Source organism: Paenibacillus dendritiformis (genome assembly GCF_021654795.1).
GTDB lineage: Bacteria > Bacillota > Bacilli > Paenibacillales > Paenibacillaceae > Paenibacillus_B.
The window spans coordinates 6025884-6049362 of the sequence record NZ_AP025344.1 but is presented as its reverse complement, the minus strand read 5'-3'; the positions used below and the strand labels follow the sequence as shown (position 1 = coordinate 6049362).

Here is a 23479-nt window from a genome sequence, read left to right as displayed (position 1 = left end):
AGACACCTTGCCGGAAGGGCGGGGTGTTTTTTTGTCGACAAATGGTGCATGCCGCGGAATGTTGACAAGGAAATAGAAAATGTTGGGGGATCTTGCTACAATGGATGAAAGAACAGGCACGGCGCCGGGGGCAAGCAGAGGCATGCAGGCGCTGACGGCGGAGCGGGGGAGACAGGTGGCACAGACAGTCAACGAGTCGGCCTTGAAGCGCAATACGAGGCTGCATAACAAGTATCGAATAGGAAAAGTGGTGTCGAGCGGAGAGCTGTCCATCGTCTATAAAGCGAGACATATGGAGAGCGGAGCATGGTGCGTGATCAAGGAATTTTTCCCGCAAGCCTTGGCCGGGCGGGATCGGGATCGGCGCTCCGTGCGCTGCCGCGTGCCTGGAGCGAGGGCGCAGTTCGAGGAGCAGCGGGCGATTTTCGCGAAGGAGGGGCCGCTGCTTGCGCAGTTGAGCCATCCTTGCATCGTGGAATATGTCGATCAATTCGAAGAAGGCGGAACGGTCTATCTCGTGACGGCCTATTGTCCGGGGATGACGCTTGGGCAATATATTCGGGAAGGACAGGCCCCGTCCCAGGGCCGATTCTACAAGGAGACGATGCTGCCGATCATCGATGCGCTCGAATATATACATAGACAGGGCTTGATTCATCGGGATATCAAGCCGGGGAATATCATAGTCGATCGGGAGGGACAACCGAAGCTGATCGACTTCGGATCGGCGGTGCATTATGAAGCGGGCGGCAGGCAGCCGATCTTCACGACGGCGGGTTATTCGGCCTTGGAGCTGTACTCCGAGACGTCGCGTCAGGATCCGGCCGCCGACATATACAGCCTGGCGGCCACGCTGTACTTCTGCTTATGCGGCCAGCCGCCGCTGGATGTGACCCAACGGCTGTTCCGGGATCAGGTTGAGCCGATCCGGCAGCGGAGCAGGGGCACGACCCCTCTGTTGGCCCGGGTCATTACGAAGGGATTGGCCATCCATTCCCGCAAGCGCCCCGCCTCGCTGAATCCGTTCCGGATCGCGCTGTATGCGGAGCATCTCAAATGGTCGCTGAAGGAGAGGCTTCAAGGCCGCCGCCTGCCGGAACAGGCGGAGCATGAGCCGATATCCCGGGGCGGGAGCTAGCTTGCGGCCCGGGTGCTCCTACAGCAATAACAGACAGAGCCGGGGCTTGCGCCCCGGCTCTTCCCGCATCAGCCCGATTCCGGCAGCGAATTCGGGCGCCCCGTGGAGGCCGCGCCCGATTTGAGCGGCTTATAACGAAGCTCGATCTCGGTAATGCCGTCCTCGAACGTTACATAGATTTTCTCATTGTATTGCACAACTTCCTTCTTGCCCTTCGGAATCGGCGTCCGCCCCTTGTCCACCGCGCACGACGTATGGTGAACCACCCTCAGCACACCATCCTTCCCCGGCTCCAGCAGGATGCGCTCCGCTTCCGGCAGCGGCTCATGAATGTCGAGGCTGCGGAACAGATCGGCCAGACTGACCCGGCGATTATCGAAAGATGACAACGGCCAGAAGGCCACCGGGATGTCATTGCCGCTGGCGGTATTCAGGAAGTAGCCCTCCAGCCGCCCGGCGAACTTGGGCCGCGGACGCAGCCACAGGTAGGCCGCGCCCCCGATCAGCGCCGCGATCAAGACACCGGCTCCAATCCGAAGCGGCAGCTCCCAGTAGGACCGCACCGAGAAGGCCAGCGTCGAGACGGCGGTGCCGCCTTCCGGATCGGAGGCTTGCACGGCGAGCGAGGCATCGCCTGTCTTCCGCGGCGTCACGACAAGCCAGTAATCCTCGATATAAGCGCCTTCCAGCTTATTGTCCGCTTCCGGCTGAAGCCGGAAGGCCAGTTCATCCCCGTTCGGATCATGGAACCATTCCCGCAGATCGATGCGCGCTTCGCCATCTTCCTTGGTGAGGGAGAGAGGCCCGGCCGCGACCGCTTCCGGCGGCAGGTTCTCCACCTTCCGTTCGGTCTCCGGGCTCATGCGGTAGAAGTCCGGGCCATGCAGATAGACATGCCAGCGGTATGAGCCGGAGTAGCGAAAAATATAATCCCCCTCGAACCCGTTCCCCTTCCTTGCCAGCGGCGTCCGTTCCTCCTTGCCGGAATCAAGATTGGTTACGACAAGCTCCGCCTGCATCGTGTCGAACACAGGCGGATCCTCCAGCCGGGAACCGTCGGGATGCTGCAGGTATGATAAAAATTTCGTATTTTGCCCTTTTATAATCTCCTGGGACTCCAGAACCAGTTCCGGTCCCAAACTATAGTTCCCGAGCAGATTCACTTTGACGAAATCTCCCGGCTTGCCCCGCAGCTTGATAACCAGTTCTCCCTGCTCTGGACGGATGATTTTCATCAGACGGTATTTATTCGATTCGTACAAACGCACGTTTTTGGAACTGTAATACAGTTGGGCCTCCCGCAGCGGATGCGAAGAGAGCAATATAATATTGGCCTCGCTCATGCTGGAATTCGGAATCGGCACCTTCACCTCCTGAAGCTCGCCGGTTGCCGTTACCGCGGCGACCGTCACGAGAACGGATTGAATCTGACGGGCGAAGATTTGATTGAAAATATCGGGCAAATCATCCGCGCTGTCGGTAATGAACGAGGTTCCGCCCGTCTGCTTGGCGATCCGCTCCAGCTCTTCCTTGTTGACCGAACCGTCGTGGTTCAGGCCGATCGTGTAGATGGGATAGCCTTGGGCTTGGGCTTGCTTGATGACGTGCTTCACGTCCCGGTTCGAATCCTCCACCGTTCTCCCCCGGGAAGCGTAGCCGAAGTCGGTGCCGCCGTCGGACAGCAGAATGAGGAACGGAACGCCGCCTTTCTCTTGGTCGGAGGCGAGCATGTCCGCGCCCGTGCGCAGGCCGAGCCCCAGATCGGTATAGCCGTAACGGGGCATATGCTGCAGCTTCTGCTTCAGCTTCGCCTGATGCCCCGGCGAAGCGATGGACGTCAGCGGCTGCGTCTCCACGATGCGGTCGTTGTAGGCGACGAAGCCGATCCGGGTCTTGGCGGAATCGCTCATATCCATGAACATATTGATGACTTCCGCCGCGATGCCGTCTTTGTCGGTCTCATTCATCGAATAGCTGACGTCCATGACGAAGACGGCGTCAATCCCCCGCGAGGCCGCATGGGCGGCTTGGCTTCCGGCCTTGTCTGCTGCCGATGCGGGCGCTCCGCCTCCCCCGCCGCTCCACAGCACGAGCAATGCAATCGCGGCCGCCAGCCCCTTGAACCATCCGCCGCGCTTGGACATCATTTTCTTCATTCTATCACCTTTTCCTGTAAATGGTATTTATATCGTCATCCAGGAGCCTCTCGGCAATCCTTACAATTCCAAATAATAGAATCGGATTCTCGCAGGGAAATCTAAATAGCTTTTCCACGTTTCGACATTTGTTGTCATTGAATGACTAGATTTTTGGGATTAAAGTCCCGGTTTGAAGACTCATTGACACGTCGGGACAAATATTTTTAAGATAAAGTCGAATAAGCTCGATTTCCATATTTTTTCGTTCGTGCGAAAGATTGCCGTGCGGAAAATATAGTTCCATGCGATTACATGAAATTAGTTGTTATTGTTCAATACGTCATGGGGCATAAATCCTGTTTGTTCGCTGGAAGAGTCTTTATACTCAAGGAATCCGAGAGGAAATGCGCCTCCTGCCTTAGGCTTAGGCGAGCGCTCCCTCTTACGGGAGGACGTGCGCCCGGCCAGGGCGGATGGTCCGCTTCACCCGAGGCAATACATGCAGCAAGCGATAGAAAGGAGGAGCATATGATTGGCAAGCCGGCTGCGGCCCTGCCGTAACCGCTTGGCATCATGTTGCTGAACGACATGGACATCATTAACCAAACGAACCGTGCCATGCTCTTCGAGGAGATCAACCCGGAGAAGCTGGATCTTCTGACCATCGTAGGCGATGTCAGAGGGATTGACAGTCTGAGCGATGACAAAATCAAGGAAATCAACGAGCATCTGCTTGTCCGCAGCTTCGACGAGTTCCTGGACAAGTTCTCCCCGAGCGTCTATTCATTCTTCAACGCGGCGAACCAGAAAGTAATGTATACGCTTAAGAAGCCGGAGGGGATCGCGGAGGATTGCATTTCGGAGATCAAGATCGATCAGAGCAACGATTTTCTGAAAATGCTGTTCACCCTGATCGACACGAAGCGCAGCCAGGGCATCACCAACGTCGATTTCAAATTCGAGAATCTGCTGGACATGATCTCGCCGAAGAAGGTGATGGACGACATCCGCCAGGTGCGGAAGGAGATTCATTACTTGTACACCCAGTATGACAAGCTGGACGAGGGCGATCCGAAGAAGCTCGATCTCGGCGACAAGCTGAACACGATGTTCGAGGATGCGAGCAAAAATTACAACAACGTGATGGCGATGCTGCCGCTCGCGATCGAGGATATCAAGACGCGCCTTCTGCTCGGCGGCTCCCGGGAGGAGAATCAGGCGGAAGCGATTCAGATCGGGATGCTGACGATCGGAGACTCGGGCGAGCTGAAAATTATCGAGGCGCCGAAGAGCGAGAGCACCGAGCTGATGCTGATGGAGGAGAACACCAGCACCGGGCTGGCCACCGTATTCGAGGAAGATTACGAGTCGATCTCCGAGACCCCGTCCGCTTATGTGAAGGACCTGGTCGTCCGCACGTTCTGTCCGCTGCCGGTCGTGCAGACCGAGGTGGATGTCGAGACGGAAGTGCAGAATTACAATACCTATTTGGAGTTTTACAAGAACGCGAAGGACGATTTCGTGAAGACTGTCAAGCCGCTTGTGGAGAAAATCCTGGGCGTGCGCATGTTCTTCGACCAGTATGCAACCAAGAATAAAGGGATGCAGCCGTCGCTGCTCATCACGAACGCCACGCTGGATATGACGGTGAAGAGCAACAATATTCCGCGCCTGGAGACGTATCTGAACACGGTGAACTCCAAAAACGAATTCTCCGACACGATCTGGTTCGGCATCGTGCCTTCGGTGGAGCTGGAATCGGCGGGCAAGGTGAAGGTGACCCGCGAGCGCTTCCGGGGCAACGGGAAGGCCGTGAAGCAGGATGGAAATACGATGGAGTCGCTGACGATGCTGCTTCAAGTCGTCAAGGACTACAAGGTTCAGGTCTTCTTCAGCTTCGAGACGGGCGAAGAGACCACCTTCAGCAGCATGGCGACCTCCGGCCTCGACAAATATATCGACAAGTGCAGCGTTATGGTGCGCAAGGATTACAGCGAATTCGCGATTCCGTGCGTCCCGAACTTCACGGTCATTCCGAAGGACAAGTCCGGCGTCGTCATCGACAGCCGCATGCTGCAGACGGAGCATGGCGTTCAGTTGTCCAAGGAGAAGGAGGATATTCTCAAGCTGTGGATCGAGGGCGTCTATATCGGAGCGGCTTATGTTGCCGCCGGCATCGTGGCTGCGTACCAGTGTCCGGAATATTTGCGCGAATCCTTCAAAAACGTGAGTCGGGAATATCCGGGCGTTAGATTCGATATCGAGGCCAGCGACCATGCGCTGCGCGCCGTCACGACCATGGCGAAGGAGATTACCGGCTTCACGAACAACATCAAGGATGCGATTAACCGGAAAAACTTCGGCTTCGTCTTCTCCTCCGAGAATGCCCAGCTGCAGGACAAGGATATCAAGCGCATCACGGTGTACAAGGCGAGAAGCATGGCGATGACGGAGGGCGGGTTCGATCCGCTCTACAAGACCCTGGTCAGCACGTATATCGAGCGCATTTTGCGCTTCCAGACGGGCGACTTCAAGCATGAGAACATCGTCAAGTTCTTCAGCAACAACCCAAGCAGCCAAAAGAGCAAATGGCTCGGTACGCGCGGGTATGTCAACTCCATCATTCAAGACGGCGACGACATGTCCTATATCATCGATGACAAGAGCAATCTGTGCCATATCGATCTCGTGTTCAATGGCAATGTGAAGAATCTTGAAGTCATGATCACGAAGGGCACGACGCCGGTCAAGGCGTAACCCGCATGGCCGGATTCTGGCAACGTATGTTGGAGGCGTGCTTCACCAGGCTCGCCTCTCTACATAAATCCCGGAAGCGTTCATCGCCTCCGGCATCAATTTCATCCACATTCAAGGAGGTAGTATCCATGGGATTCATTCTCAGAGTAGAAGGTGCAGAAACAATCGAGCTCGGCATGGACAACATTCAACAAGTCGTCTATGACACCGACACGCCGGACGACTCCAACGCAAGATCGACCGACGTCGGCGCCACCATGCGCATCTCCGGCAAAATCATCACGGCCACCGACGGCGACAATGCCGACGACACGAAGAAGCTGGCGCTGTGGTCGCTCGTTCCGGCGGAGAAGGCGGACTGCTACCGCAAGGTGACGCTGGAAGTCATCGCGGCGGACCAAGTCGTGCGCAAGATTTATTTCCCTAACGCGTTCGTCGTCGATTACACCGAGACATACGGCGACACGGAAGGGGTTGGGACATTCAGCCTCTACATCAAGCAAAAGAAAGACAAAACCGAACTCGCTACGATCGACGGCGGTTACCCGATGTAATCGGGCTCCCGGACACGCGGATATCGGTACATGCAATCCAAGTTTAAGAGGCTTCGTGCCTCTTAAATTTTATTTCTTAGCGAGAGGCGGGGAGGGCGCGGATGGCTGCGAATTACTATGACGTGCTGGGCGTGAGCCGCGGCGCGTCGCCGGACGAGATCAAGAAGGCGTACCGGCGGCTCGCCAAGCTGCATCATCCCGATGTGAACGGCGGCAGCCCCGAAGCCGAGCAGCGGTTCAAGCGGATTCATGAAGCGTACACGGTGCTCCAGGATGAGGCAACCCGATCCGCGTACGATGAGGAGCTGGACGGGAAAGGCAAGGCCTGCAAGGCCTTCGGCCAAGACGGGAAGCGGGGGGCGGGTCCGGAACGGCCGCGCGAAGCCGCGGGGGCTTCCGCGCAGGAACCGTTCGATCCGCGGAACGTGGAGGCGAACTTCGCCCGGTTCTTCGGGTTCGATCCGAAGACGAAGAAGCCGATCGGCATGAAGGGTACAGGCAAGGAAGCATCGGAGCCGATTGACGCGGCGGCGATGTTCCAGCGGTATTTCGGCATGCGAAAAAAGTGAAGGGCGGCACAGCCCGAATGGAAGCGGTCTGCCTTATGGCAGGCATGGCGTGCTCTTCAACGCGGAGCGCGTCCGGCAGCGAGGCCGGCGCATCCGGCTCCCCCTTAACCGGGCGGGCCGCGGCGGCGGCCAGATGCGGAGAAGTCAGAGTTAAGTCGGGTTGTTAGATTCACTTGAAGAAGTCAAGGCAAAAGGCGACATTGGCATCTTGATTCTGGACGGGTCCGTCTTGGCACCGGATCCTTGGACTGTTGGAGGAATCGAATGTGAGGTATGAAGCGGATTATGAAGATGCCCATTCCGACCGGAAGCACCGTTCCGGCTGGATTGTGGCTATCGATGTGCTGATTGCCGGCATTGCGGCGGCAGCACTGTTCTACGTGTACATAGGGAATGCGGATCTGGTATTGAAGGTGGCGGTCGGCGTCCTGCTTGCCGCAGGGGCAGCCGTCTATGCTGCTTGGAGGGCTCGAAGCCGCATGAAGCGCCGGCAGGACGGCGCGGCCATTGCCAAGCTCGTTCTCCTGGACGAAGAGGGGGAGAGCGTGAAGGAATGGTACATCCATGGGGAAACTTCCTTGCTTATCGGCAAGAGCTCTGCACAGAGCGAGGTTGACATAGATCTGTCGGATTCGGAATACGCGTCGCTCATCAGCAAGCATCACGCCGTGCTCAATTATGCTTCGGGAAGCTGGTACTTGGAGGACCTCGATTCCCGCAACGGCGTCGGCATTCAGCCGGCCGGGCGCAGGATGGCGGAGCGGCTGGAGGAAGACGGGCCGTACCGGATTGAATCCGGCGATATTATTTGCATTGCCAATACGCGAATCGTGGTCAAATAGCGCCATGATCGCCATGTCGATAGAATCACCACCTCTACAAAGAATCGAGTAACGGAGGAATGAACAGGATGAGTCTGACAAGATGCGCCAACGGGCACATGTTCAGCACGCGGAAGCACGGCAATATTTGCCCCTATTGCAATATCTCGGTGGAGGCGGCGCCGGGCGGCGACACGGCGGCGAAGAAGCCGGTGCGGCCGGAGGAGGACGAGAAGACGATGCCTTATCTCGGCGAGACGACGGGCATCGATCCGGTAACGGGCTGGCTGGTCTGCATCGAGGGTCCCCAGCTCGGCCAAGACTACCGGATTCGCGCCGAGAAGAACTTCATCGGACGCTCCGAGGACATGCATATCCGCATTCTGGGCGACAATGCGATCTCGCGGCGGAATCACGCCGTCATCGTGTACGACCCGAAGAAGCGCAACTTCTTTCTCCTGCCGGGCGATGCTTCCGGCCTGGCCTATCACAATAACGAAGCGGTATATACGCCGGTAGAGCTGGCCGCTTACGACGTCCTCCAGCTCGGCCGGAGCAAATTCATCTTTATTCCGCTCTGCGGGGTCCATTTCGAGTGGGACCACAACGAAGGTTAATATGGGCATCCCGATGGAATTACAGGAATGGGTGCCGTATATCATCGTGCTCGGCGCGGCGGCGGCGATTCTGCTGCTGCTCGGGGCGCGGCGCCGCTTGCTGGCGAACGCCCCTGCCGACAAGCCGGGAGTTCCGATCGGGAACGGGCAGACGATCGGCACTCGGGACGAGCAGGATGATTATTTCTCCAGCGTAACGACTCCGCACGGCACCGCCGCCGTGCTGGCCGACGGCATCAGCGGCCTCGCCCATGGGCGTCTGGCGAGCACGATTGCCGTGACCGTGTTCATCCGTGAATTTCTGAAGCTGTCCGATATCCGGGACGTGCATGACTACTTCGCGAAGGCGGCGAAGGTCAGCAATTCCGAAATCCTGCAGCAGCTCCAGGGCGCTCCCGGGGGAACGACTCTCGTCGCCGGCGTCATTGCCGGGGACTGGCTGTATTGGGCCGCCGTCGGGGACAGTGTCATCATGGTGTTCCGGGACGGAGAGTTCATCCGGATGAATGAGAAGCATACGCTGGAATCCGTGCTGCAGGAACGCTGCCTGGCAGGGGAGCTGACGAAGGAGGAAGCGATCGATCATCCGCTGCGGAAGCGGCTGATCAATTATTTGGGCTATGAGCATTTCGCCCGGATGGAGACGGGAAGCGAGCCGTTCGCGCTCCGGCCCGGAGACCGGATCATCCTGTGCAGCGACGGCGTCTACAACACGATGGCCGAGGTGGAGCTGGAGGCGATTCTATCCCAGCCGATATCGCCGAATGACGCCGCGGAGGAGATTATCGAGGCGATCGAGGCCAAAGGGCTGGCGAATCAGGACAACGCGACGATTGTCATCGTCGATCATGAATGAGTGTGGACGAGCCGGCTGGCCTGGTTCGACCGTGAGTCTGCCGGTGCGCCGGAATCCGGGTATTCGCGGTACCGGGAGCAGAGGGACCGGAGCTTGCGGGATCGAAGCGGATGTAGCCTGGGGCGCGACGAAAGCTGAGGGGCTGGATAAGCCGCGGCACTCGCTGTGCAGGAGGTTAAGAGGCCGGAGGGCTGTGGCATTTGCTGCGCCGGAAGCTGAAGGGCTGAATAAGCCGCGGCCTTTGGAGCGCAGGAAGGTAAAAGGCCGGAGGGCCGTGGCGTTCGCTGCGCCGGAATGCAAGGAGCCGAAAAAGCCGGTCAGACGGTGAGCCGGGGCGGCATCTGCGCCATATGCGCAGGAGAGCCTGTAGCGCTGCGTGCGGAATAGGGAAAAGCGGGGGTACGGATGAGGAAGGAGAACAGCGATTTCAAGACCAGCTTCGTGTCGGAAGCCGGTTCTTTTCTACATAACAAGGATTATTTCGCTTACGTCGAGCTCGACGATATGGCTTGCTGGGTCGTCGCCGACGGCCTCGACGCGGATCGGGAGGCGGACAGCGCCGAGATGGTCGTGAAGAGCATCCTCGGGCGGTTCACCGAGAAGCCGACGATGTCTCCGCTGCGGCTCAAGCGGTATATGCAGGAAGCGCATGAATGGCTCCGGGAAGAGAGCCGCCGGGTTCGGCTCAAGGCGAGCCTCATCCTGGTCGTCACGGACTATTCGAAAATCGTCTGGGCGGTGGCCGGCCATGCGCGCCTGTATCATTTCCGCGGCGGACGCCTGTTCGGGCGCAGCCAGGATCAGAGTCTGGCGCAGGCGATGGCGAATAGCGGCGAGATCTCTGACGCGGCGGTCGACCATCATGCGGAGCGTCATAATCTGCTCAATTATATGGGCCGTCCCGATAGCTTCGAGCCGTTCGTCTCGAAGAAGGCGCCGCTCTCCGACGGCGATGTGCTGCTGCTCTGCACGCCCGGCCTGTGGGAAGAGGTGCACCGCCTCGAGATGCTGGATGCGCTCGAGGAGGCGAAGGAGCCGGAGGACTTCACCGACACGCTCGAGGACGTGCTGCTCAGCAAGCAGCGCGGCACGGTCAATAATTATACCGCCGTCGCCGTCTACGTGAACAAGGCGTTCAAGGAGGATCCGAAGCGGAAGTGGCGGCAGCTCAAGAAATGGCTCATCGCGCTGGTGATCCTGGCCGTGGCGGGAGGCGGCGCCATCTACCTGTACGCGAAGGAAGCCGCGCGCAAGGCGGAGGCGGCCGCCAATATGATTGAGTTCCAGCAGAACGCCGACACGCACATGAAGGAAGGCGATTATGCGAAGGCCGTGAACGAGTACAGCGAGGCGCGAAATATGGCCAAGCGCTTGAAGGACCGCTATCATCGCGATCTGTTCGACAAGAAGCAGCGCTTGATGCAGTTAATGGTGGACGGAGACGGATTTTTCAAGGAACGCGACTTCGCCAAGGCACTGGACAAATACGTCAAAGCGCAGGAGGAAGCGAAGCCGTACAAGGAGTTCAACCACAAGGAGCTCGAGGAGAAAATCGAACGCGCCAACCTTTATATGCAGATTATGAGCTGGGTGCAGGAAGGAGACATGAAGTTCGAGGCGCAGGATTTCGTCGGCGCGCGCAGCTCGTATCAGAAGGCGCGCCGGGCGGCCATCGAGGAGGGCTTCGTCGACGGCGAGAAGGAGATTCGCAAGAAGCTGGAGGACGCGGAGGCGAAGGTCACCGGGCTGAAGCGGGAGAAGCGGCTGCTCGAAGGCGACAAGCTCGAAAAAAAGGGCGATCAGCAATTCGCCGCTCAGGACTACGTCGGGGCGATTGACGCTTATTCGGCGGCGCAGCAGATCTATCAGGAAATTGACATGCTGGAGCGGGTACTGGGGATGGAGCGAAAAATCGACAAGGCGGTCGACAAGCTGAATCCGCCGCCGCCTGCCGCCGGCGCGGACGGCACCGGGGCCGGCACGGCAGCGGCCGGTGCGGGGCAAGCGCCGCCAGGGACGGGGCAAGCGCCGTCTGCGGCTGGGCAAACGCCGCCAGGGACGGGGCAAGCGCCATCTGCAGCGGGAACCCATGCCGCCGGCCAGAGCGGAGGCTTCGGCGGCGGCAGCGCTGCCGCTTCCGGGACGGGAAGCGGCGCGGGGGGAACCGCAGGCGCCTCGAATGGGGGCGCCGCTGCGGGAGCCGATTCGGGCGCGGGATCCGGTACGGGTGCGGCCCGGGGTTCCGGCGCCAACTCCGGTGCGGGCACGAGCGAGCACTCGGGTGCGAACCGGGGGACGAACTCGGGTGCAGGTGCAAGCCCGGATGCGAGTTCGGGTTCCGGCTCCGCGAGGAATCCGGACGCGAACTCCGGCTCCGGTTCAAGCACGAACCCGGCCATGAATTCAGGGGCGGACTCCGCAGAAGCGGAAGACGCCCCAACGCGATAATGCCAGTTCAGGCGAGCTAATCAAGAAATCCTGCACCCGTGCAGGATTTTCCCCGGAACCAGCGCCGAAAAGTGGAAATTGCTGCAAAACTACATCAATTTTGCCCATAGCGGGCCAAATCCGGGGATGGACCGCCAAAATGCTGCATTTTTGCAGGATTGATGCGGAGCGGGCACTGACCACCATGCAAAACTGTAGTTTTGCAGGATTTTCTGCCCGGATGCGCCCGGAACATGCGAGTGACGAATAAGTGCAGGGCATATCTTGTCCGCGGCATACCGTGTCCTGGGCGGGAAGGGGCGGCGCTGCGGGATCTGCAGCCTGCTTCCTGCGAGCGGGTCCGAGAGCAGCCCTTCACCCGTGGACGCACCCGTTGCAGGCTCAACCGTCGAGGGGGATTCGCCGGCGCTATCGTGGCAGTCCGCCCTGTTCAGTGGTGTCCAACCGGACACATCCGTGGCGGACACTCCCCGCTTGGGGAACTTGCCTGCCGGGTCGCTTCCGTTGCCGTTGCTTACCTGCCTGATGCCGACTCGCGGACGTTCCCGCAGGAAGCCATGCCGGACAGTCAGGGTACGGGAGAGCGGGGCCAAGACACCCGGCAGGGCATGCCGTGCCAGCGAGGCATGAGAGAGGCAGCCGCCAGGGAGCATGCCCGCCACCAAGGAGCCTGCCCGTCACCGGGCAAGCGGAGGAGAAGGAGGGGCAATCATCGCCATGAAGGATATCATTTCCGATCGGTTAAGCAAAATGGAGGATCTGGAGCAGCGCAAGCTGCTGAAGCAGCTGATGACCGGGTTGTTCCTCAATCTGGTGGAGTATCAGGAAGAGATGAACCGGAAGATGGAGCGCAAAGTGTTCGATGAGGTGGAGGACGGCGAAGAGAAGCATGATGTCTTCGTCTCGCTCTGCCGCCGCGACGAGCTGGATCCGATTCACGACTTCCTGCATCCGATGCTGCCGGAGGACGCGGCGCCGAAGCTGATCGACATGAGCCGGCTGCTGGACCATATGCAGCGGAAGGAAGAGGCGCTGCTGTTCACGCTGTTCCTGGAATGCGATTATGCATCGCTTCGAGGACTGCTGGACGGGGAGAGAACGTTCCGCGGGGAGATGATTACGTCCGGCGGCCGTTACCCGATCTCGGTCCGGCTCGTGCAGAGCCGGCGCTATATCGAAGAGATCGAGAAGCTGTATCACGTGTTCCAGCAGAACAATGTGCCGTGGAAGACGGTCAATCATCCGTACGCCTACAAATTCGTCGACGTGCTGCTGACGCATTGCGACCCCGTGCCGCAGGCGGATGAGGAGATCGGCGAAATTACGGTCGATCTGGAGGAATACGAGCCATATAAGCGGGTCGATGTCATTCCGCTCTGGAATATCGAGCGGCTGGCCATCAAGAACAGCGGCTTCCCGGTTCCGGCCTCCGATCGGATCAACTACGAGCATGTGCTGTCGCTGCACAAGACGGGCAGCGAGCACGGCTATCTGGTGGAGGGCGACGAGGAGAACATCCGCTATATCAAGCGTTCGCGGGATGAGCTGACGATCGTGTCGCCTCAGGAGAAGGCGGGCATCTGGAGCGTCCTCAAAATCGCCCAGCCTGTCGCCTCCCGCCTCGGCAGCCTGAGCTACCCGCTCGTCTCTAACCGGAGAACGGACGGCTTCATCGGAAAATATGCCCGCCGGCAGGGGCAGATTGTGCGGGCGACGGGGGAGATCATCCGCATCGTGCATGCGTTCGATGCGGCTCGCCTGCTTGAGCTGGAGCGGGTCGATATCCGCGATCGGAGCGACGGCTCTCCCCAGACGTACGAGATGAATCCGTTCGTCAGCGACAATGTCCGCACGGAACGGGACAAAAAGGTGATGCGGCTCGCCTTCCGGGCTCGCCAGTCGGAGGAGAACGAGCGCTTCCTGCTTCAGGATCAGATGAGCTTCCTCGTGTCGGAAGTGCAGATGTTTTTTCCGGAATACAAGTGTGAAGGGGAATGGGCGTGAATTATATATGGGATCTGATCATCCAGGCGGAACAAGCCGGCATTGAGGCGAAGGATATCCGGTTCGCTCCGGCCCGCGTCTACTCGCCCTATATGGAGCTCAGCCTCGAGGATCTCAACACGCGCGCGCTGCAGCATCTGGAGAAGGTCGAGGTCAATCCATACTACCGCTTCTACGACTTGTTCAAGGACCTGTTCGATATTAACAACGAAGAGGATACCGAGCTGCGGCATGCGTTGTTCGATATCATTCTGCACTTCCTGACCGGGATTGACCGCCGGCAGGGGATGAACCTGCGCGAGTATTATATCCGGTTCGTGCTGCGCGATATGGCGGAGGGACGGTTCGGCCGCCGCGTGAGCGAAGCGATCCCGCTGTTCACCCGCGATGAGCAGGAAGCGGTGGCGTGCAATGTGCTGCGCCTGTATGAGACGGGCGAGGCCGTTTATTTGCTGCGGGATACGATGCGGCGCATTTTTCGCCGTTCGACGATTTACGTGAATTGCGAGGACAAGGATGAATTGCTCATCTATGTCGGCCAGGAAAAGTCGGAGCCGGTCCGGGCGAAGGTAGAGCTGATTACGGATCTGTTCCTGCCGGCGCGCTTCCATACGGAAGTCTACTGGCGCGATCACTTCGGCATTATCGAGATGGACGACACGATGCAGTTGGGGCGGATTGCTCTGTATTAGGCCGGGAGGCTGCTCTCTAAGCGGACTGCTCGGGAGTGGCGGATGCTTGATCCTCTAGTAGCTGGCAGATTGTCCAGCAGGGCCCGGGTTGCTCTGTAATGGCAGAGTGCCCGGTGCCCTGTATTGCCTTTTAGGAGCAGACTGTCCTGTGGTGGCGGATTTTCCCTGCAGCAGCAGACTGTCCAGGGGGAACGATGGGTTTTTTCAAAGAAATGCAATGGCATAGTTAAGCACGTTAAGCTATCGGTTCATCGCAATGGTGGCAACCAAGGATGGGCCATTCATGTTAGGGCAGGTCACGAAGTTGACAGCCGGAGGGAGAGGTAACTTATGGCCGGATACTCGTACAAGCTGTATACGCAGCCGGGACGCCGGGAGGATGCCCGGAAGCGGGCGCAGTATCACCGGGAGGAACTGTTGGAGATGACGACATTCCAGCTCCGGAACATATGCCAGCGGGAGAAGCTGATCGAGGGGCTGATCCATACGCTGGATCGGGACGAACTGATCGCGACCATCATGAAATACCGGGGCGCAGACGAGAGTCTGCTCATCACTGGCGTCCGGCCGGGCGGATTCGAGCGGGTCGAGGCGGCCATGAAAAAGTATCTGGGCACGCCGCTGACCGATACCGGAGGCATCCGGATTCCGGCGAAGATTACGCTGTACTCCGGCTTGAAGCTGGATCGGTTCGACGGCTACCATGTCGAGGCGGGGGCGGAGATCGCCGAATCGAACGTGCTGCTCGTCAATGAAAATCTGGAGCTGTGCGCCATTCTCAATCTGGTGAAGGACGGCTCTGCGCCGGGAAGCTTTTATTTGGCGATGGCCGAGGAGGCCGAGGTGAAGAAGACGGCGAACCGCCAGTACAGCCTGCTCTTCTTCCCGCGGGCAGTCTCCGAATATGTGTACCGCACGTATTACCGCGACACGCCGCTTCCGCCGGCTCATCTGTATTATTACAAAATTCCGGTCACCGATCTGGACATCCGCGAGTTGGAGGAGACCGATGCCGTCCTGGCGATCGATTTCGGCACCTCGAATACGACGGCCGGAGCGTATTTGGACAGCGGCTACATCGCTTCGCCCAATACGAACGACGTGCTGAGCGGGCGCATTCGCCTCGATCGGATCAACTATGTGGCGTTCCCCGATACGACGTCTGCGGATGCGGATTGGATCGAGGTGCTTCCGACCGTCATCGGCGTGGCGGACTGCTCCGATCCGGAGCGCATCCGTTATCATTTCGGCTACGATGCGCTGCGGGACCGGAAAAGAAACGGCTACAGCGGCAGCGCCACCGTTTTCCACGGCATGAAGCGGTGGGTGAACAACTACAAGAAGCGGGAGGACGTGATGGATGCCCAGGGGAACGCGGCATCGGTGTCCCGGCAGGAGCTGATCCGGGCTTATATGCTCCATGTCATCCGCATGGCGGAGCATCAGTTCAAGTGCCGCTTCCGGCATCTTCATCTGTCGGGCCCGGTCAAGCTGAAGAAGCAGTTCATCGAGATGTTCGCCGATATTTTGCCGGAATACCGGATCGAGTCCGACGATGCGCTCGATGAAGGGTTAGCCGTGCTGTACAACACGATTGCCAATCAGATGGAGCAGCAGCGCTTCCTCGACGGGGAGGAATACAAGGCCTTGGTCATCGACTGCGGCGGAGGGACGACCGATCTGTCTTCTTGCCGCTTCCGCATCGAGGATGGCCACATCGCCTACAAGCTGGACATCCATACCTCCTATGAAAATGGGGATACGAACTTCGGCGGCAACAACATTACGTACCGGATCATGCAATTCATGAAAATCGTCTTCGCCGGGTATTACCGCGGCGGCGGAACGTTGGCCGGGACGGTGCCGGATATCGATGCGCTCATCGACATTCCGGCGGCCGACCTGTACCGCCATGTGGACGAATTCGGGTCGGAGGCGGTCTATGCTGCGTTCGACGCCGCTTACCGCGAGGCGGAGGTTGTCATTCCGACCCGGTATAAGGAATATGAGCACCGCTCCCGGGATGAGTATCAGCGGGTGCGGAACAATTTCTACGTCCTGTGGGAGATGGCGGACGGGATGAAGAAGGAATTTTTCCGCCGGACAGGCATTCTGCGGAGCCGCTTCGATTCGGGGCGCGGCAGCCGGGCGGAGCAGGATCTGCATCTGACGGTCCTGGATCGGTGGTGCCTGTCGCTGCGGGAGAACGGGCAGTTCCGTGACGTTCACGAGCCGCCGGATGTCGTGTTCAACATTCAGGAGATCAACCATCTTATTCGGGCCGACATTTATGCGATTGTGCACAAGTTCCTGGACGAGTTTTTCCGCGACGGCCGGCTGCAGGATTATTCCATCATCAAGCTGACCGGCCAATCGTGCCGGATCGACGTGTTCCGGGAAGCGCTGAAGGAGTTCGTGCCCGGGCGGGCGATCGAGTTCCGGCAGAAGGCGGATGATTCCGGCAAGGTGCCGGAGCTGAAGCTGGCCTGCCTGCGCGGCGCGCTTCGCTACCTGAGCGCCCGGAAGGCGGGGCTGATTGAAGCGCGGCTGACGAATCAGGCGCCGATCGTGCCGTACTCGGTCAGCGCCCTGACCCATACGGGGCAGGAGAAGCTGCTGATCGCGAGCTACGAACGGCTGGATCAGGCGAGCGGCTCAATCTCGCGTCCGCTGGGGGCGCATGAGATCGAGTTCAACATCCGCAATGCGGACGGCCAGCTGCGCTATGTCGCGGTATACGCCAATGATTTCACGACATATCGCCCGGTGCGGTACGAGGAGATCGCCGCGGAATACGGCGATCGGATTCCGCAGGATGATACGGACTCGATTGCCAACGGCGAGGCCAAATGGTTCGTCTTCGCCGGCGACGGCAGCTGGGGCTTCGACACCGTGCCGGTCGCGCGGCTGAACGAGCAGCTCTATATCGGCGCGAAGCAGTTCTATGCCTTCGAGAATGATCTGTCGGAGCTGGATTTCTTCGACGGCTTGAAATAATCGAGACAGAACGGAAAGGAGGGCTGCGCTTTGTTCAAACATCAGGTGCCGCATTTCCATCGGGGCCGGATTCTGAAGACGGACATGCTGGAGAATCTGCGGGACTTCCCGCGGCAATTCGTCGACATCGCCTACCAGTCCTATTCGAGCGGGGTGCTGGCCGGGACCGAGGTTCGGGTCGGCCCCCGCAGCCTGACGGTCGGCAAAGGCATCGTCAAGCATGGGGGCCTCATCTATATGCTGGAGCAGGAGCATGAGCTCCCCTACCGCTCGACCGGGAGGGAGACTGTGCTCAAAATCCGGTTCCACGCGGAGCAGCCGTCGAGCGACTTCACGACGCTCCCGGGGGAGATCGTGCTGGACGAAGACACGGCCGAGGTAAAGGCGAACGAGATGGAGCTCGGCCGCTTCAAGCTGAAGGAAGGCGCGCGGCTGCGGGACGATTACCAGAGCTTCGCCGACTTGTCTACCGAATTCAACACGCTGAATGTCATTCACGTGCCGCATGCGGGGATCGGGCAGAGCACCTTGTCGCCCTTCATCCTGCGGTACTTCGCACAGGAACTGCTGAAGACCCGCATTGAGCATGCACAGGATGCGGCCTTCGCCATGCTGTGCCTGAACGGCGGCGCGGTGGAGCGGGATGTTATCCAGCATTACCTCGGCCAACGGCTCGGCACCGGCTACCGCGAGCTGACCAACGAGCGGCTCTACGCCGGCCTGCGCCGGGTGCTGAGCGAAGCCGGCAGCGGCCGGGCGATGGCGCCGGACATGCGTTCCGGCGGGCGGCAGCGGGTGATTGTGGATTGATGCGGCGGTTCCGGGAACCCAACGAACAGTAGTTGAAGGAGGGAGAAGCGACGTGGAGCATGTAGATGAGCAGATCATTTCGCTGTTGTATGGAGAGTCGGAAGCACAAGAGGCACGTGGGAAGCAGGAGAATAAAATGACACCGCCGCAGTTCGCCTCACCGCAAACCATATTGAAGATTAACGGGGAGACCGTTCCCTTCACGGAGGAGCAGCTTCTGGACGGGAAGCTTCGGGTTCCGCTGCCTAAAACATTTCATGTGATGTCTCCTGAAACCGCGGCGTTGAAATATCCGTCAGAGCAACGGCCGGATGTTATTTATTCGAATGATAGTGCTTCGATTAATATTGCGTTCAACCATACGGAACAATCCCTTTCGGCCAACGAGGTAGAGGAATTCACCGCTGCTATGGTGCAGATTCTTCGTCGAACGCAGCCGATATTGCAATGGTACGAAGACGGAGTTCGCTATATCCGGGAAAAACCTATTGGATACTGTGAATTTCAGATTCCTTCCTTGAGTGCGAACATATATCAATTGATGTTTTTTGCCGAGTTGGATGACAGGGCTCTTTTATGCACTTTTAACTGTACCGAGGAAGAAATCAAGCATTGGAAGCCGATAGCCTGGGGGATGATGGACTCGTTGGATTTTGGGAAGGAGGGACGTAACGATGACCCAGTCGGCGCTCGCTTATCATAATCTGCAAATATCTCCTTACGAGCTGTTAAGCCTGCAAGAATTGACAATGACCAAAAAGATTAATGAGCATACGAGACTTTCTTTTACCGCAATTGTGCCGGAGGAATTGAAGGACAGTTATGTGGAGATGACTGATGCGGATACGACCGTTGAAATCTCTCAAATCGATGAAGAAGGAGCGAGCAAGCCGCTGTTCAGCGGTATTGTGCTACATATCGGCATCAAGGTTGTCCGCGACATTTACTATCTTGAGGTGGAAGCTGTCTCTCATACCTATAAGCTGGATGTGAAGAAGAAGAGCCGATCATTCCAGAACAAAGCGATGACGATTCCCATGCTATTGGATGTCATTGCTACGGATTATCCGGGTCTGGATGTCGTCGACGAGGCGACCAATCATGCACGCTTGGGTCGGCTTACGGTGCAGTATGAGGAGACGGACTGGCAGTTCCTCAAGCGAATCGCGTCACGCTATCGCACGAGTCTCATGCCGGCGGCCGTGTTTGACAAACCGAAATTCTACTTCGGCATCTTCCAGAGCAGTTCCCAGACCCGTCTTGACGACTATCATTATACCGTCCGCAAGCGCATGACATCGTATCGCCATTTTGCCGAAAACGATACTCAGCAGGTTACGGAAAACGATTTTATTTTCTACGAGATAGAGACAAACCGTGTGCTGGAGCTTGGCAACTGGATTGGATTCAAAGGCAAAAGCTTGTACGTCTGCGAAGCAAGAACCGAAGCGAAAAACGGGTTATTGAAGCATCATTATGTCCTCTGTTCGCATCGGGGACTGAGGCAAAAACTGATTCCCAACTCACGAATCGCAGGCGTATCCATTCAAGGAAAAGTCATTGATGTCGTTCGCGACACGGTGAAGGTGCACTTGAACATCGACAAGAAGCAAAGCGAAGAGGAAGCGCATCGCTTTCCCTACACGTCGATGTATACCGCAGAAGGACATACGGGCTGGTACGTTATGCCGGAGATTGGCGATCCGGTTCAAATCTATTTTCCGAGCGACCGGGAGGAAGAGGGAGTCGCAACCGGAGCCGCCCGCGAGAATTCGTCGGTTGGCGGGACGAACAAGCTTGGCAACCCTGACGTTAAATATTTCCGCACAGCCGCGGGCAAGGAAGTGCTGCTGAGCCCTGAAGAAATTGTCATCACGGCAAAAGACGGCGAAGTTTTCATCAGATTAAATGAGAAGGATGGCATTGAGATTTTCAGCAGGAAGGGCATAAAGCTGATATCCCAGGACAGTATCCTGATGGATTCGGGCAAAAAGGTCATCGTATCGGCCAAAAATGAAATCAGCATGTCTTGCAAAGAGAGCAGTATCAAGCTTGATGGCAATGCCACTATTGTCGGCAGGGAATTGAAAACGAACTGAGTTAAGGGGATATAACGTGGACAAAGCGGACTCGATTGCTCATTTCCAAGAACATGTATTGTGGCAGGAACGGGCAAATATGCAGCTCGTGCTGGAGCGAGATTATCAATTGCATAAAGAACGGCTTGCCGCTAACTTTGTGACCTCCTTCCAACAAATATGCCGACAGATTAGAGACGCACAGGCACGGGAGGAGAAAGGGGCTATCGGATACATCGCGTACTCTATGCTCCGGACCGAGCTGTTGGAAGGCAGATATATCTATCGAGTAGAGGCATTAGATAGCGGATGGGTATTTGACCGCCATCCCTATGTGCTGGAGTATGATGCCGGATGGGCATTTCAGTATCTCGACACGCTGCGGAGCAGGATGATGGCAGCCAGCCGTATGTATGGAGGCAGAGTAACGGTTCCGGTCATTGAACGGATGCTGCTCACGGAAGCAATCGCCGTTCATCAATATGTCATTGCTCTAGCAAGATATGCGCTGCCCGAAGCAGTCGAACTGGAAGAATACCGGGACATTGCAAAAGAGCCTGAATTTGAGATTCGGGTCGGGGAATATATGGACCTGAGCGAAGCGGTGTTCAAGCAATATGAATGTGAGCGGGATTCAGCGTCCGTTCGTGCATGGCTGGAGGACAGGGAAGAGGCGGCGTATGCTTACGAATCCTATCGAAATATGGATTTGCAAAACGGAGACTACGGAGGCATTGACTTCCAATTCTCTGAATTCAATCAATGTGATCTGTCTCACTCCAGCATGCAGGATAGCATACTAATCGGATCGAGATGGCATGATACGGCTCTCGTAGGGACCGATTTCTCCCGGAGTCAGGTTCACGGGGTTGAATTCCGTGACTGTGATCTTCGGGGAGCGGTCTTTCGGGGAGTGGAAGGGGCCAACGGTTGGAAGGACGCTCTATTTCTTCGTTATCCCGGCCTATCCGCGCTTCGTTTTGCCGGCTCTAATCTGGAAGGGGCTGATTTTACGGGGGCCTCTTTATATGGAGTTGATTTTTCCGAAGCAAATGTGGTGGATGCCGTATTTGAGGGGGCGGATTTGACGAACGCCGTATTCTCTCAACGCCAGCGGGAGGCGCTCAGGCTGGATCCGCAGCAATGGGAACAGACTCTATGGAAAACGTAAGGAGACACGGGATATGAGTTACTTTATTCTATCACAGGATGATCGCATCCCCGATGCCATTGAACCTGTTGGCATAAGAAAGACCATACCCAAGGACATTCTCGATGAAGCGCGCATTGGGGAACTGAAAGAAATGAGTTTGCAGTTCCCCGTCTCTGACCGTGAACAAATCGAATATGTCGATTTTATTGAAAGGCCGATCCCTCTCTTGTCCGATAAGCTGAAGCAGTTGATTGAGAAGTTCCTGCCGCGGCAGTTCTATCACCCCGTAGGACTGGTCGACTTCACCCGGATGAGGCAGGAAGTGTATTGGATTACACTGCCGCAGCGCATGGATTGTCTGTCCGATCAGAGCGAGTATCATCCCAATGGCACGCTCAAGCGGCCTGTTATTAGAGGGGACATGGCCGGGAGTGCCCCATTTTTCCAAATCGGTAGCATCTATGAAACGATTGTTGTTGTGAACTTATTTTTGGCAGAAAGCATGTTGAGGCGAGACTTCCATGGACTAAGGCTGACCAAGATAGAAGAAGTGTAGCGACTGGAGCGGGAGGTGATGGAGATGAGTTCGGGGAAGTCGGGGAAAGACAAGAAGGAAATGACTCCTCAAGCCAGCAGCGGTGATAAGAAAAGTTATGTCGTCGCGGGCGCCATATTAAGCTGCAGCTACGGTTCACAGCCAAGCCGTATGGGGATGCAAATGAGCCACGGCGTATATGTCAAAGGGAAGCCGATCATGAATGTCATGGATCATATCCCTAATGTGAACATCATGCCCTTTGGAACATGCGGGAGCATGCAGAATCCTGCCGTCGCCGCGGCTACGGCGGCCAAGGGCGGCCTCCCGCAACGGGTGCCGTGTACGCCGATGGTGATGATGCCCTGGCTCGGCGGCAAAACGGATAAACTGGTTGACAACAATCCTTCTTTATTGAATGATTCAACGAACATGTGCATGTTCTGCGGGCAGATAAAGGTTGAGGATGACGGGCAGAATTTGGACTATGTGCAGGTGATCAGGAATTCGGACGAACCTTGGCAGGTATGCAGCGCAGATAAACAAGGCCTTGGTAATGAAGGAATTGGTGGTATCGATGATGGAACCTTATATGGTGTAATGGAAAAAGGGTCAATTGTATATGGTCCGTTTAAGGGTGAAGGAAAGGTGTACGGTGGAATGGCAAGTGCTTCCGGATCGGCAGTCTTTGGTACTGAGAATCACCCAAACGGAACGAAAATCAAAGGAGGGCATATCGCGCAAGTACCAGGGATGGATATTCGTGGAGGGGCAAAGGCCTCCGCTTTTAATGCTGTTGGAAGTGGAGAGTTAGGCGACAAAAACTTGGGAGTTGCAGCTCAAGGTCAAGGTGATCTACTAACGGGCAGTGCTTATGGTGCCTTTGTTGTAAGACCAGAACAACGTACAGTTGGATTTCGTGCAGGCGCAGAAGCTGCAGTAGTTTCTGGGGAAGCAGCTTTGGAGTTTAAAGTTTTCGGGTATAGCGTTCAGATTGGAGTGGAAGGCTCACTTCTTTCTGTAGGAGCCAAGGCTGACATGATTGTAGAAGAAGGGAGATTTAAAACTAGAGCGAAGGTTGCTGCAGGTCTTGGAGCAGGTATTTCAATATCAATTGGAGAGGCTGATTAGTGTTAGGAGGGGCATGCGTCTGTGATAGTTACTCCAGATAAGGGCAAGAAAGGTTTAATAAAATTTATTACGATTTTATTTAACTCACTATGCATATTTTTTTGTTTTATTACAATAGCCATTTATTTTGCATCGGAAGATAACAATGGGTTTTGGCTGTTTTTTACGTTTACAATTGCTT

At 57.1% G+C, this 23479-nt stretch carries 18 protein-coding genes; 17 read left to right on the top strand and 1 reads right to left on the bottom strand.

What is annotated here, in order from left to right; all coding sequences use genetic code 11:
• The first annotated feature begins 100 nt into the window (after positions 1–100).
• Positions 101–1138, top strand: a complete 1038-nt coding sequence (locus L6439_RS26855; RefSeq protein ID WP_237096664.1) for a serine/threonine protein kinase — start codon at positions 101–103, stop codon at positions 1136–1138.
• Positions 1139–1206: 68 nt separating this feature from the next.
• Here L6439_RS26855 and L6439_RS26850 read toward each other — a convergent pair whose 3' ends face one another.
• Entirely contained in the window at positions 1207–3294 is a 2088-nt protein-coding gene (locus L6439_RS26850; protein WP_237096663.1) for a vWA domain-containing protein, read from the bottom strand.
• Positions 3295–3864: 570 nt separating this feature from the next.
• On the opposite strand from L6439_RS26850, the gene L6439_RS26845 reads away from it, so the two are divergent.
• The 16 genes from L6439_RS26845 to L6439_RS29570 all read left to right on the top strand — a co-directional run bounded on the left by L6439_RS26845 (position 3865) and on the right by L6439_RS29570 (position 23298).
• Positions 3865–6033, top strand: a complete 2169-nt coding sequence (locus L6439_RS26845) for a transcriptional regulator (protein ID WP_168181318.1) — start codon at positions 3865–3867, stop codon at positions 6031–6033.
• A gap of 128 nt (positions 6034–6161) precedes the next feature.
• Complete coding sequence (locus tag L6439_RS26840; protein ID WP_168181319.1) at positions 6162–6587, top strand: membrane-associated protease 1; 426 nt, start codon at positions 6162–6164, stop codon at positions 6585–6587.
• 101 nt (positions 6588–6688) lie between these two features.
• The gene (locus L6439_RS26835) at positions 6689–7156 is read left to right on the top strand and encodes a J domain-containing protein (protein ID WP_213469788.1); all 468 of its coding nucleotides are present in this window, start codon (positions 6689–6691) and stop codon (positions 7154–7156) included.
• 266 nt (positions 7157–7422) lie between these two features.
• The gene (locus tag L6439_RS26830) at positions 7423–7998 is read left to right on the top strand and encodes an FHA domain-containing protein (protein ID WP_172878922.1); all 576 of its coding nucleotides are present in this window, start codon (positions 7423–7425) and stop codon (positions 7996–7998) included.
• Between the two features lie 68 nt (positions 7999–8066).
• Positions 8067–8594: an FHA domain-containing protein gene (locus tag L6439_RS26825; RefSeq protein WP_168181321.1), complete on the top strand. Its 528-nt coding sequence runs from the start codon at positions 8067–8069 to the stop codon at positions 8592–8594.
• 13 nt (positions 8595–8607) lie between these two features.
• Positions 8608–9450: a PP2C family protein-serine/threonine phosphatase gene (locus L6439_RS26820; RefSeq protein ID WP_237096662.1), complete on the top strand. Its 843-nt coding sequence runs from the start codon at positions 8608–8610 to the stop codon at positions 9448–9450.
• Positions 9451–9855: 405 nt separating this feature from the next.
• On the top strand, positions 9856–11898 hold the full coding sequence (locus L6439_RS26815; protein ID WP_213469790.1) for a PP2C family protein-serine/threonine phosphatase: 2043 nt from the start codon (positions 9856–9858) through the stop codon (positions 11896–11898).
• A gap of 717 nt (positions 11899–12615) precedes the next feature.
• Positions 12616–13902 (top strand): normocyte-binding protein, encoded by a 1287-nt coding sequence (locus tag L6439_RS26810; protein ID WP_168181323.1) that lies wholly within the window; start codon positions 12616–12618, stop codon positions 13900–13902.
• Positions 13893–14594: an iron-dependent peroxidase gene (locus L6439_RS26805; protein ID WP_213469791.1), complete on the top strand. Its 702-nt coding sequence runs from the start codon at positions 13893–13895 to the stop codon at positions 14592–14594. The genes L6439_RS26810 and L6439_RS26805 overlap by 10 nt, the downstream gene beginning before the upstream one ends.
• A 330-nt stretch (positions 14595–14924) precedes the next feature.
• Positions 14925–17591, top strand: a complete 2667-nt coding sequence (locus L6439_RS26800; protein WP_213469792.1) for an acetate and sugar kinases/Hsc70/actin family protein — start codon at positions 14925–14927, stop codon at positions 17589–17591.
• Positions 17592–17621: 30 nt separating this feature from the next.
• On the top strand, positions 17622–18401 hold the full coding sequence (locus L6439_RS26795; RefSeq protein ID WP_213469793.1) for a DNA and RNA helicase: 780 nt from the start codon (positions 17622–17624) through the stop codon (positions 18399–18401).
• Between the two features lie 52 nt (positions 18402–18453).
• Positions 18454–19104 (top strand): hypothetical protein, encoded by a 651-nt coding sequence (locus tag L6439_RS26790; protein ID WP_237096661.1) that lies wholly within the window; start codon positions 18454–18456, stop codon positions 19102–19104.
• The gene (locus tag L6439_RS26785; protein ID WP_213469794.1) at positions 19076–20500 is read left to right on the top strand and encodes a contractile injection system protein, VgrG/Pvc8 family; all 1425 of its coding nucleotides are present in this window, start codon (positions 19076–19078) and stop codon (positions 20498–20500) included. Before L6439_RS26790 ends, L6439_RS26785 begins: the two co-directional genes overlap by 29 nt.
• Before the next feature lie 16 nt (positions 20501–20516).
• Positions 20517–21650 (top strand): pentapeptide repeat-containing protein, encoded by a 1134-nt coding sequence (locus L6439_RS26780; RefSeq protein ID WP_213469795.1) that lies wholly within the window; start codon positions 20517–20519, stop codon positions 21648–21650.
• 13 nt (positions 21651–21663) lie between these two features.
• A complete protein-coding gene (locus tag L6439_RS26775) occupies positions 21664–22188 on the top strand; it encodes a serine protease (RefSeq protein WP_213469796.1) in 525 nt (174 codons plus the stop codon).
• A 24-nt stretch (positions 22189–22212) separates the two neighbouring features.
• Complete coding sequence (locus tag L6439_RS29570) at positions 22213–23298, top strand: DUF4280 domain-containing protein (RefSeq protein ID WP_213469797.1); 1086 nt, start codon at positions 22213–22215, stop codon at positions 23296–23298.
• The last annotated feature ends 181 nt before the right edge of the window (positions 23299–23479 follow it).

Coding starts and splice junctions, on each gene's coding strand:
- L6439_RS26855 (WP_237096664.1), top strand. CDS start 101: ATGGATGAAAGAACAGGCACGGCGCCGGGGGCAAGCAGAGGCATGCAG.
- L6439_RS26850 (WP_237096663.1), bottom strand. CDS start 3,294: ATGAAGAAAATGATGTCCAAGCGCGGCGGATGGTTCAAGGGGCTGGCG.
- L6439_RS26845 (WP_168181318.1), top strand. CDS start 3,865: ATGGACATCATTAACCAAACGAACCGTGCCATGCTCTTCGAGGAGATC.
- L6439_RS26840 (WP_168181319.1), top strand. CDS start 6,162: ATGGGATTCATTCTCAGAGTAGAAGGTGCAGAAACAATCGAGCTCGGC.
- L6439_RS26835 (WP_213469788.1), top strand. CDS start 6,689: ATGGCTGCGAATTACTATGACGTGCTGGGCGTGAGCCGCGGCGCGTCG.
- L6439_RS26825 (WP_168181321.1), top strand. CDS start 8,067: ATGAGTCTGACAAGATGCGCCAACGGGCACATGTTCAGCACGCGGAAG.
- L6439_RS26820 (WP_237096662.1), top strand. CDS start 8,608: ATGGAATTACAGGAATGGGTGCCGTATATCATCGTGCTCGGCGCGGCG.
- L6439_RS26815 (WP_213469790.1), top strand. CDS start 9,856: ATGAGGAAGGAGAACAGCGATTTCAAGACCAGCTTCGTGTCGGAAGCC.
- L6439_RS26810 (WP_168181323.1), top strand. CDS start 12,616: ATGAAGGATATCATTTCCGATCGGTTAAGCAAAATGGAGGATCTGGAG.
- L6439_RS26805 (WP_213469791.1), top strand. CDS start 13,893: ATGGGCGTGAATTATATATGGGATCTGATCATCCAGGCGGAACAAGCC.
- L6439_RS26800 (WP_213469792.1), top strand. CDS start 14,925: ATGGCCGGATACTCGTACAAGCTGTATACGCAGCCGGGACGCCGGGAG.
- L6439_RS26785 (WP_213469794.1), top strand. CDS start 19,076: ATGACCCAGTCGGCGCTCGCTTATCATAATCTGCAAATATCTCCTTAC.
- L6439_RS26775 (WP_213469796.1), top strand. CDS start 21,664: ATGAGTTACTTTATTCTATCACAGGATGATCGCATCCCCGATGCCATT.
- L6439_RS29570 (WP_213469797.1), top strand. CDS start 22,213: ATGAGTTCGGGGAAGTCGGGGAAAGACAAGAAGGAAATGACTCCTCAA.